At 62.3% G+C, this 16556-nt stretch carries 15 protein-coding genes; 6 read left to right on the top strand and 9 right to left on the bottom strand.

The window, feature by feature from the left end:
• Positions 1-166: 166 nt before the first annotated feature.
• A complete protein-coding gene (locus JQ641_RS05995; RefSeq protein WP_211995010.1) occupies positions 167-457 on the bottom strand; it encodes a hypothetical protein in 291 nt (96 codons plus the stop codon).
• Between the two features lie 299 nt (positions 458-756).
• Here JQ641_RS05995 and JQ641_RS05990 point away from each other — a divergent pair, with 299 nt between their 5' ends.
• Positions 757-2562, top strand: coding sequence for a PHA/PHB synthase family protein (locus JQ641_RS05990; protein WP_211995008.1), 1806 nt, complete (start codon positions 757-759; stop codon positions 2560-2562).
• 70 nt (positions 2563-2632) lie between these two features.
• Positions 2633-3031: an MAPEG family protein gene (locus JQ641_RS05985; protein ID WP_192740854.1), complete on the top strand. Its 399-nt coding sequence runs from the start codon at positions 2633-2635 to the stop codon at positions 3029-3031.
• A gap of 77 nt (positions 3032-3108) precedes the next feature.
• On the opposite strand, the gene JQ641_RS05980 is transcribed toward JQ641_RS05985, so the two are convergent.
• From JQ641_RS05980 to JQ641_RS05950, 7 genes are all read right to left on the bottom strand, one after another.
• The gene (locus JQ641_RS05980) at positions 3109-4347 is read right to left on the bottom strand and encodes a DUF1963 domain-containing protein (RefSeq protein ID WP_211995007.1); all 1239 of its coding nucleotides are present in this window, start codon (positions 4345-4347) and stop codon (positions 3109-3111) included.
• Between the two features lie 116 nt (positions 4348-4463).
• Positions 4464-5669, bottom strand: a complete 1206-nt coding sequence (locus JQ641_RS05975) for an MFS transporter (protein ID WP_211995006.1) — start codon at positions 5667-5669, stop codon at positions 4464-4466.
• Positions 5670-5673: 4 nt separating this feature from the next.
• Entirely contained in the window at positions 5674-6267 is a 594-nt protein-coding gene (locus JQ641_RS05970; RefSeq protein WP_211995004.1) for a class I SAM-dependent methyltransferase, read from the bottom strand.
• A 190-nt stretch (positions 6268-6457) separates the two neighbouring features.
• On the bottom strand, positions 6458-7435 hold the full coding sequence (gene argC / locus JQ641_RS05965) for an N-acetyl-gamma-glutamyl-phosphate reductase (RefSeq protein ID WP_211995002.1): 978 nt from the start codon (positions 7433-7435) through the stop codon (positions 6458-6460).
• Complete coding sequence (locus JQ641_RS05960) at positions 7432-8127, bottom strand: FMN-binding negative transcriptional regulator (RefSeq protein ID WP_211994999.1); 696 nt, start codon at positions 8125-8127, stop codon at positions 7432-7434. Before JQ641_RS05960 ends, argC begins: the two co-directional genes overlap by 4 nt.
• Positions 8128-8409: 282 nt before the next feature.
• Positions 8410-9399 carry an MBL fold metallo-hydrolase gene (locus JQ641_RS05955; RefSeq protein ID WP_211994998.1) on the bottom strand — a complete coding sequence of 330 codons (990 nt, stop codon included), beginning with the start codon at positions 9397-9399 and terminating at the stop codon, positions 8410-8412.
• Positions 9400-9635: 236 nt separating this feature from the next.
• Positions 9636-10166, bottom strand: coding sequence for a DedA family protein (locus tag JQ641_RS05950; protein WP_211994997.1), 531 nt, complete (start codon positions 10164-10166; stop codon positions 9636-9638).
• A gap of 288 nt (positions 10167-10454) precedes the next feature.
• Between JQ641_RS05950 and parE the strand changes: the two genes are divergently transcribed.
• The 4 genes from parE to JQ641_RS05930 all read left to right on the top strand — a co-directional run bounded on the left by parE (position 10455) and on the right by JQ641_RS05930 (position 14871).
• Entirely contained in the window at positions 10455-12512 is a 2058-nt protein-coding gene (gene parE, locus JQ641_RS05945) for a DNA topoisomerase IV subunit B (protein WP_211994996.1), read from the top strand.
• Between the two features lie 253 nt (positions 12513-12765).
• Complete coding sequence (locus JQ641_RS05940) at positions 12766-13593, top strand: outer membrane protein (protein WP_211994994.1); 828 nt, start codon at positions 12766-12768, stop codon at positions 13591-13593.
• Positions 13594-13876: 283 nt separating this feature from the next.
• Positions 13877-14062 carry a hypothetical protein gene (locus tag JQ641_RS05935; protein WP_211994991.1) on the top strand — a complete coding sequence of 62 codons (186 nt, stop codon included), beginning with the start codon at positions 13877-13879 and terminating at the stop codon, positions 14060-14062.
• A gap of 38 nt (positions 14063-14100) precedes the next feature.
• Positions 14101-14871: an SDR family NAD(P)-dependent oxidoreductase gene (locus JQ641_RS05930; RefSeq protein WP_211994988.1), complete on the top strand. Its 771-nt coding sequence runs from the start codon at positions 14101-14103 to the stop codon at positions 14869-14871.
• 82 nt (positions 14872-14953) lie between these two features.
• Here JQ641_RS05930 and JQ641_RS05925 read toward each other — a convergent pair whose 3' ends face one another.
• Positions 14954-16453, bottom strand: coding sequence for an outer membrane protein (locus tag JQ641_RS05925; protein WP_211994986.1), 1500 nt, complete (start codon positions 16451-16453; stop codon positions 14954-14956).
• Between the last annotated feature and the right edge of the window lie 103 nt (positions 16454-16556).

The following is a 16556-nucleotide window of genomic DNA, read 5'->3' as shown; positions in this document are numbered from 1 at the left end:
GCGCAGAATCCTGTGTGCCGGACCGTGATGCGGTTGAATTAAGGCTCTTTTAGCACGGGCGTCCCGCAGCGCCAGAGACTATAGCGTTTTCAAGCGAAAGCCTGCCTGGACTTCATTTGGGGGCGGCAGCCGGATCGCGTCACGAAACGCGTCAAAAACAGACAGCTTATTTGGCGGCAGGGTTTGCTGCGGCCGCAGCCGCCTGACGATCCCGCGCGGCACGCAGTTCGGCCTCGATCTTGGCCTGCTCCGCCGGCTTGATGACAGCCTCGTCGCGCTCCGGCGGCAGGTCGTGGACCGGCAGATAGCCCCCGGCTTCCTTCGGACGCGCGGGCGCGTCGCCCGGTACGCCGACACCTGGCAAATCCGCGATCGACGTCGAGCAGCCGCTGACCGCGAGCGCGGTTGCGAACAGCGCGGCCATCGACCACAGCCTTATCATCCGATCCACCGGCATCCGTCCGGAAGTCCCCAATACCTGTCCCGTTGCCTTAGATCGTTTGCACAGTGCGCGTTGGCAAGGGCTGTTGGTATGCGCCTTGCAGCGCGCTGGATCGTCGAGCTGCGTCAAATTCTCCGCAACCCTTCAAACCATTGTCGCCCGAAACGATTAAAGCCAGAACAGGTAACTCAAACGGTGCGGCTTCAATGTGTCCGAACGGAGAAATCTTATCGCAGTGCAACAGGATTAACCCAAACCTACCGCCGCCGTCAGGCGCGGTGACGAACTCGAAATGAAGTTATAGTGTCCCTGACATGACCGACGTTAACACCGAAATCCACGCTGCGAAATCCTTCAACGCTGAAGCCTTCGCCATGAACATCGCCAGGGCCATGGAGAGCAGTGGCCAGGCGCTCGCGGCCTACCTGAAGCCGCGCGAAAACGGTGAGCTGAAGGACAAACCGCCGAATGAGATCGCTGAGGTGATCAAGACCTTCAGCACGGTCGCCGAATACTGGCTTTCGGACAAGGAGCGGGCGTCCGATCTGCAAGTCAAGATGGCCAAAGCCTATCTCGATCTCTGGGGCTCGACGGTGCGCCGCATGGCCGGCGAAGAGGCCCCGCCCGCGATCGAGCCGTCGCCGCGCGACAAGCGCTTCAAGGACCCGGAGTGGAAGACCAACAAGTTCTTCGACTTCATGATGCAGCTTTACCTGCTCACCACGCAATGGGCGCAGGAACTGGTGAAGAACGCCGAAGGCATCGATCCGCACACCCGCAAGAAGGCCGAATTCTACGTCCAGCAGATCAGCAACGCGATCTCGCCGTCGAACTTCGTTTTCACCAACCCGGAAGTGCTGCGCGAGACGCTGGCGTCGAACGGCGACAACCTGGTTCGCGGCATGAAGATGCTGGCCGAGGACATCGAAGCCGGCCGCGGCACGCTGCGCATCCGCCAGTCCGATCCCACCAACCTCGTCGTCGGCGTCAACATGGCGACGACGCCGGGCAAGGTGATCTTCCAGAACGAGCTGATGCAGCTGATCCAGTACACGCCCACCACGGAGACCGTGCTGCGCACGCCGCTGCTGATCGTGCCGCCCTGGATCAACAAGTTCTACATCCTCGATCTCAAGCCGGAAAAATCCTACATCAAATGGTGCGTCGATCAGGGCATCACCGTGTTCGTGATCTCCTGGGTCAATCCGGACAAGGAACTCGGCAAGAAGACGTTCGACGACTACATGAGGCAGGGACCGCTGACCGCGATGGATGTCATCGAAAAGGTCACGGGCGAGATGAAGGTTCATACCGCGGGCTATTGCGTCGGCGGCACCCTGCTCGCCTCGACGCTGGCGTGGCTCGCCGAAAAGCGCCGCGTGCGCGTCACCTCGGCGACGTTCTTTGCAGCCCAGGTCGACTTCACCCATGCCGGCGATCTGCTCGTGTTCGTCGACGAAGACCAGATCTCGGCGCTCGAGCGCGACATGCATGCGGCCGGGGTGCTCGAAGGCAGCAAGATGGCGATGGCCTTCAACATGCTGCGCTCGAACGACCTGATCTGGTCTTACGTCGTCAGCAATTACCTGAAGGGACAACCGCCCTCCTCGTTCGACCTGCTGCACTGGAACTCCGACGCGACGCGGATGCCGGCAGCCAACCATTCCTTCTACTTGCGCAATTGCTACCTGGAGAACCGGCTGTCCACCGGCAGCATGGTGCTCGACAACACGCTGCTCGACCTCTCGAAGGTGAAGGTGCCGGTCTATAATCTGGCGACGCGCGAAGATCACATCGCGCCCGCGGATTCGGTGCTGTATGGCTCGCAGTTCTTCGGCGGGCCGGTCAAATACGTGCTGTCCGGATCCGGCCACATCGCCGGCGTGGTCAATCCGCCGGCGTCCGGAAAGTATCAGTACTGGACCAACGACAACATCAAGGACGTCACGCTGGCCGACTGGCTCAAGAACGCTACCGAGCACAAGGGATCGTGGTGGCCGGACTGGCGTCAATGGCTGGAGGGCCTCGACGCCGAGATGGTGCCAGCGCGCGCGGTCGGCTCCGAGGCGATGCCGCCGATCGAGGATGCGCCGGGCAGCTACGTTCGGGTCCGCGCGTAGCGCAAGCCTGCGGGGTTGGCTATAAGCTGATATCCCGTATCGGGAATCGAAATCGAGCGAGGGGGAAACGATGACGCGTGAACTGTTCTGGCTGACGCTGACGGTGATTTTGACCGGTCTGCTGTGGGTCCCCTACATCATCAATCGCTGTCAGATCCGCGGCCTCTCCGGCGCCATGGCCAATCCCTCGCGCAACGACAAGCCGCATGCCGAATGGGCCAACCGGCTGATGTTCGCGCATGACAACGCGGTCGAGAACCTCATCATCTTCGCCCCCCTGGTGCTGATCCTCAACGCCGCCGACTATTCCACCAAATGGACCGTGATGGCCTGCATGGTCTATTTCTGGTCCCGCGTCGCGCATCTGATCGTCTATACGCTCGGCCTGCCGGTGTTCCGGACGCTCGCCTTCACCGTCGGCTTCCTCGCGCAAGCCGTGCTGGCGCTGGCGATCTTCCAGGTGCTTTGAGCGACGGAATTGCTGGCAACGCGACAGGGTGATGAGGTCGATGGTTCAGTCGACCTCATTGCCGCCGCAGGCGATGTTCAATTTGTGATGTCTATGGCGATATCCGCAAAGTTGCCCTGCGACAGCGCCTTGCGTTTGATCAACAGCACGATCGAATAGACATCTCCCCAAATCCAACCCTGCATACTGCTGGTAGGAAGCTCCAGCAGCACCTCGGTGTCGGTTTCCGGACCGTGCGGTGTGTAGAGATGCCCCGCGGGAGCGTGTCCCATGGCGCCATGATGCCCCAGCGTTTCGCCGAGCCAGATTCGCTCCATCAGCTCGCGCAGCGCCGGATGCAGGCTTGCGGGGTCTTTCGTGTAGGCGTTGATGCCATGCCAATAAAGTAGCGAAGTATACCAGCTCCACCATATCGGCAGGCTCCGCGAGATGTCAGGCAATTCGCAAAGCCGTGAGCTGCGGTACTCCAAACAGCAATAGCCGTCCTCGTCGTCCTTGAGATAATTGAACTCGTAAGTCGGAAGGCCGGCGATTTTCGAAAGCTGCGCGGCGACCTCTTTCAGGTCGAAGCGGTATCTGCTCGACACAAGAATGGCCTCGACTTTGTAGAACTCCTCCAGGCTCTGGAACGCCAGCGCCTTGGTTTCGTCCATCCATTGCAAGTCATTTTCGCGGAGCTTCTTCATCGCTGGAAAGCGACAGATCTGCTTCAGCTGCCCGATGAAGAATTCTTCCAGACTATCGAGCAGGACAACGAGCGTTTTCGGGTCGAAGGGGTGGAGGGCGGGATTTGCGAGGTCGGGCTTGACGTCCTTCCACGCTGCTTCGGAGGGCCTGCGGCTTACGGTGTCGATCGAGCGCGCATGACGCCCTTCGTCGATCCTGACCGGCCAGCGCGGAAGGAGATCAGTCTCTTTCGCATGGGACGCGTAGGTCCTCGCCCATTCCGCGCCCATTTGCCCTGGCCCATCACGTTCTTCAATGTCGCCTCTGATGTGGAGGACTTCAGCGGCATTTCCCACCGGATGCACGAACACTGCCAGCCAGCCGTCGCGTGGCCCCGCCCCTGACCATATGCCCGCCGGAAGCTGTGAAAGATTGATCTGACACGCGAAATGCAGCGGTACTCCCTTCTGTTCCGGCCAGGAAATGCCTTTCGGCAGTCTCGGCTTGCCACCGAACCAGCTATCCGCCTCGTCGAAACGTATCGGGACAATAGGGGTCAGCAGCGCGCAGGGACGATCCGCGCTGTGCGCCCGTTCGCGCATTTTTTCCGTGTCGGCCTGGTTCTGCAAAAAATTCAAAAGGAGATTCATGCGCTTACCTTCTACAGGCCTGTTAGGTGCGCGCATGATGCGTCACATTGCTTAAAACACCATTTTCAGATGGTTGCAGATTGCTGCTAATGCAGCCTGACGTCCGCTACGGCCAATCAGCCCGCGGCAATCGTCCGGATCGCCGGGCGAAGCTTCCTGAGCCGAAGCAGGATCAGGAGAGCCCCGCACGAACATGCCATGGCAACGCCAAGCAGCGCGTTGCTGCCGAAATTCGTCAGCAGGCCGACGAGAAGCGGGGGCGAAGCTGCGGAAATGATATTGAGCGGCAACGCCAGGCGCGAGGTCGCCTTGGCGAATTCGGCCTGATCGTAGAACACCAGCGGTATGGTCGCACGGGCGACCGCGAACGCGCCGCTGCCCATGCCGTACAGCAGAATGAAGGCCGCGATCGCCCAATGCGATCCGCCGCCGATCATCAGAAGCAGCATCCCCACGGGAATGGCCGAGCCGGCAAACAGTGCCGTCGTGATCCCATCCCAGCGCCCGCCACCAAGAAAATCGAGTCCCCGCGCGCTGACCTGGATCACGCCAAGCATCGAGCCGAAGGTAACGGCCGTCGCCGGCGACAGGCCCTCCGCTTTCAGGAGCTCGATCAAGACAGCGCTGAATCCAAAGGAAACGAACGCATTGAACGCGAGAGCCACCAGGATCAGGTAGAAGGTGCTTTTCAACACGATCGGCGACGCGCTCGCCGGCAGCGCCGTGGCGACAGCTTCACTGGCCCGTTCGGTTCGGCGCGGTAATCCGAAATAATACAGCGGCAGGCACAAAAGCAGCAGCATGCCGCAATAGACCAGACAGGTTCCGCGCCAGCCAACCTCGTGCGACAGAAACGACGTGGTTGGCCAGAAAACACTGCTGGAAAGCCCGGTCACCAGCATCATGGCGCCGATGCCCCGCTTTGCATCACGCCCGGCAATCTCGTTGAGCATGATGTAGGCGGCGGTGGACAGCGTGGCACTGCCGGCCGCGCCGAGGATCACCCACGCCGCGAAAAACTGTATCGGGCCATGAGCGAACGACAGCAAAACGAAGCCCGGCGCACCGATGATGGCGCCCGCGATCATCACCCGGCGGGCACCAAATTGCGTGAACGGCCTTGCCAGGACAGGAGCGCACAGACCCATCAGGACATAGAAGATCGAGCTGCCGGCAAACACCGCCGAGATGTCCATGTGAAGATCGTCGGCGATCTGCCCGCCCACGACCGCGAGCAGTCCGATCGTGCCCCATCCGATGACCTGCGTAATCGCGAGAACGACCAGGACGCGGAAAATTGTCTTGCCGGACTGAAGGACCATCGGATCAGAGGCTTTTCCGGGCCACGACAAACAGCATCGGGGCCCACTGGTTGTCGAAGCCGATGACCTCGCCGGACTCGATTTCAAGTGAACTCCAGTTGCCCGCGCTGGCGTAGGTTTCGCGCAGCCAATCAGGCGACGGGTAATTGTAGTAGCGGCCTAGCGTGTCGCGGCCTTCGGCGTCACCGGTCTTGAAGCTGGCAAAGAAAGCGCCGCCGGGTTTCAGCGCGCGCCAGATCAGCGACAGCACCTGCGCCAGTTCATCGCGCGGAACGTGCAGCAGGCAGGCATTGGCCCACACGCCGTCATAAGTCCCGACCGTGTCGATGTCATGAAACAGCAGCGTCCCGACCGGACGGCCGAGACGGCGCGAGGCGACCTCCGCCATTTCCGGCGATCCGTCCGTCGGCAGGACATTGAAGCCCCTTGCCAGCATTTCCGCGGTGTCGCCGCCGGCGCCACATCCAAGTTCGAGGATGGCAGCACCAGGTGGCAGCAGCGCGAGGAACGCCTCCAGCCTTGCCCGACGCGAGGTGATCTCGCGCGCCGCGTAAGCCTCGGCATGGCCGCGGTAGAATTGAAGCGTCGCCTCGTCCACGAATTCCTCTCGCTGTCGGCGAGGCTCAGCATCAGCCGCACGTTACGGCAAAACAGTAGACCTGCCTTCGCTGGGCGCAACCATGAATTCTGCGGTTCTGGGATGCGCTCGCAAGCCCTAACGGTCGAACGGCGGCAGCGCCGGCAGCGCGCTGATGGCGTGATGCCGGCGTGAGCGTAGGGCTTTGGGCCTAACTGTCGGCCAACCCCAGCATCAGCCGCATGTTCTGCACCGCGGCTCCGGAGGCGCCCTTGCCGAGATTGTCGAGACGCGCGACCAGCACGGCATGGGGATGCTGCTGGCTCGCAAACACGTAGAGCTCGAGCTTGTTGGTCTCGTTGAGCGCTTCGGGTTCGATGCGTCCGGTCTTCGACGTCGCGTATTCGAGCGGCATCACGGAAACATATTTGCTGCCCGCGTACCGCTTTGCGAGGGCGGCATGCAGTTGGGCGCCATCGGGCTTGGCCGGAAGCGCGTCGAGATGCAACGGCACCGACACCAGCATGCCTTGCCGGTAGTTGCCGACCGACGGAACGAATATCGGCCGCCGCGTCAGCCGTGAGTAAAGCTGCGTCTCCGGCAGATGCTTGTGCTCGAAGCCAAGACCATAGAGTTCAAAGGACGGCCCGGTGCCGCCTTCGAAACTTTCGATCATCGACTTGCCGCCGCCGGAATAACCGCTGACCGCATTGATGGTGACGGGATAGTCCGCCGGCAGCAGTCCCGCGTCCACGAGCGGGCGCAGCAGCGCGATCCCGCCTGTCGGATAGCAGCCCGGGTTTGAGACCTTCCGGGCCGCCCGGATCTTGTCGGCCTGGTCAGGCGCAAGTTCCGGAAAACCATAGGCCCAGTCGGGCGCGACGCGAAACGCCGTCGAGGCGTCGAGCACCTTGGGTCCCTTGGCGCCCATGCCGTCGATCAACGCCACGGTTTCCTTTGCCGCATCGTCGGGCAGGCAGAGGATCACGAGATCCACCTCCTCCATCAGCGCCCGCTTGGCGCCGGCGTCCTTGCGCTTGTCCTCGGCAATGCTCTTCAGCGCGACGTCACCCTGCAGGCGCAGCCGCTCCTGAATACCAAGGCCCGTCGTTCCGGACGCGCCATCGACAAAGATGGTGGGCTTCCTGGTGTCGCCGGTCGTGTGCGGCTTGATATCGGTCAGGGTCATGGCGCGTTCCTTTCAAGCGTCGTCGTTTCGTTGGTTGCTGCTGTATCGGCAATGTCGGTCATGAAGGCCTGCGGGCGCGCCTCGCGCATCAGACCTGCGATCTCGGCTGCATCAGCGTCACCCTGTGACGCCAGCGCGTTGCTGATGGCCGAGTAGTCGGCGTCGGATTTGTGCTGGTTCAATTTGAAGCTGCCCTCGACCTCATCAACCGTCATCACCAGTCCCACGATCGCCTTCTTCATCGCGTCCAGCCGCCCGGCCGTCATTTTCGACGACAACCAGGGCTTCTTCGGCAGCAACCTGTCTTCGAACTTGGCGCTGAGCGTCTCGATCTGCTCGGCCAGTTCGTCGTCGGACAGTGCCCGTACCGTGCCCGTCAGGTGCACGGCCTGGTAGAGCCAGGTCGGCACTTGATCGGGCGAGACGTACCAGTCCGGCGAAACATAGGCATCCGCGCCGTTCACGGCCAGCAGCCAGGACGAGGTCCCGCCGGCGAGCTTTACCAGCGGATTATGACGGGCAACATGAAACAGCGCGCGCGGCGTCCCGTCATCGGCAAAGCCGAGATAGAACGGCAGCGGCGAGGCAATCGGCTTGGCGCCATCCCACGCGCAGACGAGTCCAAAGCCGCGCGCTTCCGCAAACGCCAGGCTGGCGGCACGGTCGGGCTTGAACGGAGGCGGCGTATACATTTCAAACTCCTGCTTGACGTAGGAGCCGCCAGATCAAACCGCGTGTCTTGAAGGGAAAGAGCCGCGGATCGTATCCGGCGGCAGAGGCGATGATCTTAAACGCAGACAACCGCCCATACCGCGATAATGCGGCGGCGGCGGGCGATGATGCTGGTCGAAGCGTTGATCATGGGCCGGGGCTATAAGGCCGCGCGGTTCCACCGTCAAGCCAAAACACCGGACCAGAACACAAAGGCCGCCCCGAAGGGCGGCCTTTGCTCGGATTTCGACGATGACCGATGGTCAGATCACCGGATTCCACGGCGCCGGAACCAGCCGGTAACCGGTACCGTCCTTCTCGACAAAGCCATTGGCCGGGAATGGAAAATGGAAGCCCTGGACCCGCATCTTGTCGGCCACCAGCATGTCATAGACCTTGCGGCGGGTGGCTTCCGCCATTGCCGGATCCTGATCGAACATCAGATGCCAGCCCGGGTTGGTGACGAACAACGCCGGCAGGTTGGTGACGTCGGATTGGATGAAGACCTTGTCGGAACCGGACGACAGGACATACGAGGTGTGACCCGGCGTGTGACCGTGGGAAGCCACCGCCTGCAGCCCGGGAGCGACGTCCTTGCCCATTTCGTAAGGCGTGACCTTCTTCTTCAGTCCGGCGTCGAACACGCGGCGCGCATTGGCGAACACGCCCTTCATCCGCTCCGTGGTCTGCTTGCCCATCTCGCCGTCATCCATGAAGTATTTCCACTCGGCGGCCGGCACCAGCACCTCGGCATTCGGGAATGCCAGCACGTTGTCGGCGGTCAGCAGGCCGTTGATGTGGTCGCCGTGGAAGTGCGAGATCACCACCATGTCGACGGCTTTGGGATCGATCCCCGCGGCGACCATGTTGCTGGCGAACTGTCCGACATTGCCCTTGCTCGACGCGAAAGCGCCCGGGCCGTTGCCGGTGTCGACGACAACCAGCTTGCCACCGGTATTGATGACCAGCGGCGCGAACTGGATGCTCATCTTGTCTTTCGGCATGAACGCCTTTTCGAGCGCGGCGTTGACCTCGTCCTTTTTGACGTTGAGCACGAAAGTATCGCCCAGCGCGAAGTTGTTGATGCCGTCGGAGATGACGTGCACCTGGGCGTCGCCGACCTTGTAACGATAGAAACTCGGAGCCTGCTTCTCGGCGACCGGCGCGGCCGCCTTGGCCGGCATGCTGGGCAACAGAGGTGAAGCAGCGAGAGCCGCGGCTCCAGCGAGTGCGTGACGTCGTGTCAGTTCCATGTGATGTCCTCCCAGTGAGACGATGAATGCGGTTCGCGGGATTTCCCGCTTTATCGACGTGTCGTGTGACGTGTTCTCGGTGACGTGTTCTCGGCCCTGGTTGCCGCCGCTTCTACCAGCCCTTCAATGCTGGCGCGATGACGCCGGTGCGACGGCAGGCAAGCCCGGTGTGTTCCCCATCATGAGAGCTAACCCCTGCCCCCGGCGGCTTATTCCGGCAGCGCGAGCGCCTTGCGTCACAACAACCGCCACACCCATTCGATGATGTGCGCGATCACGTCGCCAAACAGCAACAACGCTGCCGACCAGACCAGCGCGGAGACGAAATTGGCGATCTGGAACGGCCAATACGGCATCTCGAAAATGCCGGCGGCGAGCGGCACCGACGCCCGCAATGGTCCGAAGAACCGCCCGATGAAAATCGACGGCACGCCCCACTTTTTTACAAAAGCCTCGCCGCGCGGCAGGATTTCCGGATAGCGCGACAGCGGCCAGATCTGGGCCACCCGCTCCTTGTATTTGAAGCCGAACCAGTAGGAGACCCAATCGCCGAGGCCCGCGCCAATGCCGCCGGCGATCCAGATCGGCCAGAAGTTGATGCCGCTGACGCCCATCAGGGCGCCGATCGCGACCAGAGCCCCCCAGGCCGGAACGACCAGTGAGACGAACGCCAGCGATTCGCCGAACGCCAACAGCAGCACAACCGGTGCCGCCCAGGCCTGATGATCGCGCACGAAATCAGCCAGGGCGCGCGCAAAATCTTGCATCCCTTAAACGCCTTCCAGCCCCAAATCCGGCCATTGAATCAAACCCGCGGGCCCATGGCCTTGGAACAGGTACGCCAGCCCGTTGCGTGACTTCAAGTCACAAAGGCGGACACCGGGCGTGATTTAGCCGCTCTCCCGTGTTCCGCGCCTGACACAGCACTTATCTCGTGGTACGGCCGGCCCGAGCGGTTGCAGCGTTCGGCCCGGCCGTCACTTTTTGAGCCCATCCGTGGCATAGTCAGACAGACCGATTCGCTGCGCCAGGTTGCGCGCATCACATGAAGAACCATGCCCAAGCCATTGAAAACAGATGCCAAAACCAAATCCGCCAGCGACTTGTTCGGCGCCGATGAACCGAAGGGCCGCGCCTCGCTGAAGGTCGCCGCCAAATCCAGCAGCGCCGAGGCCGGCTATACCGCGGCGGATATCGAGGTGCTGGAGGGGCTTGAGCCGGTCCGCCGCCGGCCCGGCATGTATATCGGCGGCACCGATGAAAAGGCGCTGCACCACCTGTTCGCCGAAGTCATCGACAACTCCATGGACGAGGCGCTGGCAGGCCACGCCTCTTTCATCGAGGTTACGCTGAGCGCGGACGGATTCCTGACCGTGACCGACAATGGCCGCGGCATTCCGATCGATCCGCATCCGAAATTTCCGAAGAAGTCCGCGCTCGAAGTCATCATGTGCACGCTGCACTCCGGCGGCAAGTTCGACTCCAAGGTCTACGAGACCTCGGGCGGCCTGCACGGCGTCGGCGTTTCCGTCGTCAACGCCCTCTCCTCGCTCCTCGAGGTCGAGGTCGCGCGCGAACAAAGGCTCTACAAGATGACCTTCGAGCGTGGTCATCCCAAGGGCAAGCTGCAGGAACTCGGCAAGATCAACAACCGCCGCGGCACCACCATCCGCTTCAAGCCCGACACCGAGATTTTCGGCGCCAAGGCCGCCTTCAAACCGCAACGCCTGTTCAAGATGGCGCGCTCGAAGGCCTACCTGTTCGGCGGCGTGAAGATCCGCTGGCGCTGCGATCCGGAACTGCTGCGCGGCATCGACGAGGTGCCGGCCGAGGACGAATTCCATTTCCCCGGGGGATTGAAGGATTATCTCGGCGCCGCGATCCACGCCGACACGCTGGTGCACCCGGATATCTTCTCCGGCAAATCGGGGCGCAACGGCGCCCACGGCGCCTGCGAATGGGCGGTGGCCTGGACGGCGGACGCCGACGGCTTCCTCTCCTCCTATTGCAACACCGTGCCGACGCCCGACGGCGGCACCCACGAATCCGGCATGCGCAGCGCGATGCTGCGCGGCCTGAAGGATCACGCCGAGCGCATTGGCCAGGGCAAGCGCGCCGCTCCGATCACCTCGGAAGACGTCATGGTAGGCGCGGCGGTGATGCTAAGCGTGTTCGTGCGCGAACCTGAATTCCAGGGCCAGACCAAGGACCGCCTCGCCACCGCCGAGGCGCAGAAGATCGTCGAGCAGGCGATCAAGGACCCGTTCGACCACTGGCTGTCCGGCAATCCGCTGCAGGCCAACAAGCTGCTGGATTTCGTCGTCGAACGTGCCGACGAGCGGCTGCGCCGCCGCGCCGAGAAGGAGACCTCGCGCAAGACCGCGGTGAAGAAGCTGCGCCTGCCCGGCAAGCTCGCCGACTGCACCAACACCGCGACCGAAGGTTCCGAACTGTTCATTGTCGAGGGCGACTCGGCCGGCGGCAGCGCCAAGCAGGCGCGCGACCGCAGGACCCAGGCCGTGCTGCCCTTGCGCGGAAAGATCCTCAACGTCGCCTCCGCCGGCAAGGACAAACTCACCGCCAACGCCCAGCTCTCCGACCTGATGCAGGCGATCGGCTGCGGCACGCTCGCGCATTACCGCGAGGAAGACCTGCGGTATTCACGTATCATCATCATGACCGACGCCGACGTCGACGGCGCCCACATCGCCTCGCTGCTGATCACCTTCTTCTACCGGCAAACGCCGCGACTGATCGACGAGGGCCATCTCTATCTTGCTGTGCCGCCGCTTTATCGGCTCACCCACGGCGCCAAGACGGTCTACGCCCGCGACGACGCCCACAAGGACGCGCTGCTCAAGAGCGAGTTCAACGCCAATGCCAAGGTCGATGTCGGCCGCTTCAAAGGGCTCGGCGAGATGATGCCGGCGCAGCTCAAGGAAACCACGATGGACCCGGCCAAGCGCACCCTGCTGCGCGTGGTGCTATTGGCCGACGACCGCGAAGGCACCGCCGATTCAGTCGAGCGGCTGATGGGCACCAAGGCCGAGGCCCGATTCGCCTTCATCACCGACAAGGCGGAGTTTGCCAGCGAGGATCTGCTGGACGTCTGACCTTCGGGGCGATCTGGGCCGACGGCACGTGATTGTTGGGTTTGCCGGCTTTTCGGCTTGCTTGACCCCGTGGGCACCTGATCGTGCCTATTTTTGAGGCTCTTTTCCGAAGTTCCTTTTCGGGCGGATGTGCTCTCCCCGCAACAGCATTTCAGGTAGAACCGCGTATATTCCCAACACTGGGTTTAGGGAATCGGTGCAAGCGCACCATTTGGGCGGTCGGTTACGACGCTTAATTTTGAGGGTTTCGACAATGAAGAAATTGGTGCTCGCTCTGACCGCGATGGCAGCCTTGACTGCCCCGGCCCTCGCGGCCGACATGGCTCCCCGCTATGCCAAGGCTCCGGTTGCGGTTGCCCCGGCCGTAAGCTGGACCGGCTGCTGGATCAGTGGCGGTGGCGGCTACGGCATCTCCCGCACCAACCGCGACTCGCGTGATGTTCTTGCGCCCAACGGCATCAACGTCCTCAACGCCACGTCCGGTTCGGACGGCTGGCTGGCAACGGCTGGCGTGGGCTGCGACTACCAGTTCAGCGGCCGCTGGGTTGTCGGCGCCTTCGTCGATGGCACCTACTCCGACATCAAGGGTGACCACGCCTGGCGCGTGTTCGGTCCCGCCGAAACCTTCGTCGGCGAAAACAAGATGGATTGGTCCTGGGCTGTTGGTGGCCGGATCGGTTATCTCGTGAACCCGTCATTCCTGACCTATTTCAACGCCGGCTACACGCAGGCTCATACAGACGCCTACAATCTGCAACGGATCGTTGCTCCGTTCTCGGCGTCCGGCCTTACGGTTCCGGGCCAGACCTTTGACGGCTTCTTCATCGGCAGCGGTTTCGAATATCAGCTCGACTTCCTGCCGGGCCTGTTCGTGAAGACCGAAGGTCGCGCCGCCTGGTACGATCGCAAGGACTCGCGCCTCAGCTGTACGGCTGTTGTTGCTGGTACGGCCTGCACCGCTGCCGCACTTGGTACCGATCCGCACGGCAACATCGACTCGCGCAAGATGGTCACCTACATCGCGAAGACCGAGCTGGTCTACCGCTTCAACTGGGGTGGCCCGGTCGTCGCCAAGTACTGATCGACACACTGATCTCTGCCCAATCGGCAGCTCAAAAGCCCCGGCATCGCCCGGGGCTTTTTTGTGTCTGGTTGCGTGAGGCCGTTGCCGCGCCCGAATGCTGCTAGCCCGAGTTGCAGTCTTGAGCTGTTGGTAAGCGCGGCGCAGCCTGCCCCCGATCACCAGTCTCCTGATCATTTCCGCCCTTGCCGAAGCCGCCTGCATTGTATTCGATCGACAGCTGGGGTCGGCCTCGGCCGGGGACGCCGGTCAAGCCGTTCGAAAGCGGCAGCGGGGAGTATTCATGGCCAGACTGCTCTTGATTGTTGGCTTTCTGGCGCTCGCCGTCGGCCTGCTCTGGATCGGCCAGGGCACCGGCGCGATCACCTGGCCGCAATCGAGCTTCATGATCAACCAGCTGCAATGGGCGGGCTATGGTGCCGTGCTCGGCGCTGTCGGCCTGATCCTGATCTGGCAAGGCAAGAGCTGAGCGCCGGTTCTGTCGACAACAACAATGGGACAACAACAATGAAAACAAAACTTTTCGATCTCAGCGGCAAGGTCGCCATCGTCACCGGCGGCAATGGCGGCATCGGGCTCGGCATGGCCCGGGGATTGGCGGACGCCGGCGCCGCGATTGCGGTTGTCGGGCGCAATGAAGCCAAATCGGTTGCTGCAGCCGCCGAGCTCGCGCGCAGCGGCGCCAAGGCCATTTCGGTGGTCGCAGATGTCACCGACAAGGCCGCGGTCGACGCCATGGCCGCGCGCGTCGCCGGCGAACTCGGCCGGATCGACATCCTCGTCAACAATGCCGGCATCAGCATCCGCAAACCGCCGCACGTGCTCGATCTCGCCGAGTGGAACAGCGTGATCCAGACCAACCTCACCAGCGCCTTCCTGGTCTCGCAGGCGGTCTACCCTGCGATGAAGCAAGCCGGCGGCGGCAAGGTCATCAACATCGGCTCGATGATGTCGATCTTCGGCGCCAGTTTTGCGTCGGCTTACGCGGCGAGCAAAGGCGGCATCGTGCAGTTCACGCGCGCCTGCGCGGTGGCCTGGGCCCCGGACAACATCCAGGTCAACGCGGTGCTGCCGGGCTGGATCGACACCGATCTCACCAGGGGCGCCCGCGCGCAGATCGACGGGCTGCACGACAAGGTGCTGGCGCGCACGCCGGCGGCGCGTTGGGGCGTGATCGACGATTTCGCCGGCATTGCGGTGTTTCTGTCTTCGCCCGCGTCCGATTTCACCACCGGCACCGCGATCCCGATCGACGGCGGTTTCTCGGTCATGGGCTAGCGCCGACGTCACGCTGAAGCACTTCCGCAACGAAAAAAGCCCCGGACATGCCGGGGCTTTTTAGCTGCTGATTGAGCAGAGATCAGTACTTGGCAACGACCGCACCGCCACCCCAATTGAAGCGGTAGACCAGCTGGCTGCGAACGGTGTGGGTGTATTTCTCGGAGTCGATCGAGGCGCCAATCGGCAAACCCGTCGCGGTATCCCGAATGGGATTGGTCGCCACGTCGAATTCCGAGAAGCGGTACTCGGTTTTCCAGAACAGGCCAGGCAGGAAGTTCAGCGCATATTCGTCGCCGGCGCCGATGAACCAGCCCTTGTAGGTGCGCTTGTCCATAAAGAGGCCGGCCGGAACACCGAAGGGAACGAAGTTGAGAGTAAAATCAGTTCGGTCGAAGGTTGCTTCGGTATAGCCGACCGAGACATAGGTCAGGAGGTTGGGCAGCGCCAACCAACCGAGACGGCCGCCGGCCGACCAGGCCGAACTCATCTTCTCTTCGCCAACGGCAACGATACGTTGCGGATTGAGATTTCCCTTGAGGCTGGTGAAATCGTAATCGCCGAAGGCGCCGACGACAAAGCGCGCGCCTGCAGCGGCCAGCTGGTAGTCGCAGCCGCCTTGCACTGTTCCGAGATAGCCACGGCCGCCCGTGGTCGCCGTCTCGCTGAACCGGGTCCGGGGCGGACCGTCATCGACAGTGGTGTTTTCCTGGTTCCAAAGCCCGTAGCCGCCACCGCCGCCGACATAGCACCCGGTCCAGTTCACCACTGGCGCAGCAGGAGCCTTGACGTAAGCCTTGGCCGGGGTCGATCCGCCCCAGTTGAAGCGGTAGACCAGCTCGCTGCGAACCGTGTGGAGGAGTTTCCTGGAATCCTCCGCAGTGTTTGACACCCCCGTTGCGGTATTCCGAAGGGGATTGGTCGCCACATCGAATTCCGAGAAGCGGTATTCGTTTTTCCAGAACAGGCCCGGCAGGATATCAAGCGCATATTCGTTGCCGGCGCCGACGAACCAACCCTTGTAGGTTTGCTTATCCTGGAAGCGATTGGCCGAAACGCCAAAGGGCGGGAAATTGAACGTAAAGTCGGTGCGATCGAAAGTCGCCTCGGTATAGCCGGCCGAGAAATAGGTCAGGAAGCTGGGGGTAACCAGCCAGCCGAGACGGCCGCCGACCGCCCAGGCCGAACTCATCTTTTCCTCACCAACCATAGAGGCACCGGAGGGAGCAAGCGTTCCCTTGAGGCTGGCGAAGTCGTAATCGCCGAAGGCGCCGACCACGAAGTTTCCACCTGCCGCCGCAAACTGGTAGTCGCAACCGACCTGCACCGTTCCGAAATAGCCACGACCGCCAGTTGTTATGGTATCGCCAATCGGAATGGGGGGCGGACCGAAGCCCGAGGTCGAGTTTTCCTGGTTCCACATGCCGTAGCCGCCGCCACCGCCGACGTAGCAGCCGGTCCAGTCTGTCACCGTCACGGCCATTGCTGGCGCCTTGGAATAGGTGCGGGCGGGAAGATCAGCCGCGAAAGCCGGGGCGGCAAATGCCGCAACCGCGGACAGGGCGAACACCAATTTCTTCACTTTGAATAATCCCCTCTATCAGAGTTGGGCAGAGTACATCGACAACCGAAATCCTGACGTGTCCCAGCTGGCACCGGCTTGTCGCCGTGGGCACTGCGAGGGC

Origin of the sequence: Bradyrhizobium sp. JYMT SZCCT0180, from assembly GCF_018130165.1 — a bacterium.
GTDB lineage: Bacteria > Pseudomonadota > Alphaproteobacteria > Rhizobiales > Xanthobacteraceae > Bradyrhizobium.
This window is presented reverse-complemented; position numbering and strand designations above follow the sequence as displayed.

What these genes read in the sequence shown, in the direction of transcription:
- JQ641_RS05995 (WP_211995010.1), bottom strand. Translation starts at nt 457, where the DNA reads ATGCCGGTGGATCGGATGATAAGGCTGTGGTCGATGGCCGCGCTGTTC.
- JQ641_RS05990 (WP_211995008.1), top strand. Translation starts at nt 757, where the DNA reads ATGACCGACGTTAACACCGAAATCCACGCTGCGAAATCCTTCAACGCT.
- JQ641_RS05985 (WP_192740854.1), top strand. Translation starts at nt 2,633, where the DNA reads ATGACGCGTGAACTGTTCTGGCTGACGCTGACGGTGATTTTGACCGGT.
- JQ641_RS05980 (WP_211995007.1), bottom strand. Translation starts at nt 4,347, where the DNA reads ATGAATCTCCTTTTGAATTTTTTGCAGAACCAGGCCGACACGGAAAAA.
- JQ641_RS05975 (WP_211995006.1), bottom strand. Translation starts at nt 5,669, where the DNA reads ATGGTCCTTCAGTCCGGCAAGACAATTTTCCGCGTCCTGGTCGTTCTC.
- argC (WP_211995002.1), bottom strand. Translation starts at nt 7,435, where the DNA reads ATGACCCTGACCGATATCAAGCCGCACACGACCGGCGACACCAGGAAG.
- JQ641_RS05960 (WP_211994999.1), bottom strand. Translation starts at nt 8,127, where the DNA reads ATGTATACGCCGCCTCCGTTCAAGCCCGACCGTGCCGCCAGCCTGGCG.
- JQ641_RS05955 (WP_211994998.1), bottom strand. Translation starts at nt 9,399, where the DNA reads ATGGAACTGACACGACGTCACGCACTCGCTGGAGCCGCGGCTCTCGCT.
- JQ641_RS05950 (WP_211994997.1), bottom strand. Translation starts at nt 10,166, where the DNA reads ATGCAAGATTTTGCGCGCGCCCTGGCTGATTTCGTGCGCGATCATCAG.
- parE (WP_211994996.1), top strand. Translation starts at nt 10,455, where the DNA reads ATGCCCAAGCCATTGAAAACAGATGCCAAAACCAAATCCGCCAGCGAC.
- JQ641_RS05940 (WP_211994994.1), top strand. Translation starts at nt 12,766, where the DNA reads ATGAAGAAATTGGTGCTCGCTCTGACCGCGATGGCAGCCTTGACTGCC.
- JQ641_RS05935 (WP_211994991.1), top strand. Translation starts at nt 13,877, where the DNA reads ATGGCCAGACTGCTCTTGATTGTTGGCTTTCTGGCGCTCGCCGTCGGC.
- JQ641_RS05930 (WP_211994988.1), top strand. Translation starts at nt 14,101, where the DNA reads ATGAAAACAAAACTTTTCGATCTCAGCGGCAAGGTCGCCATCGTCACC.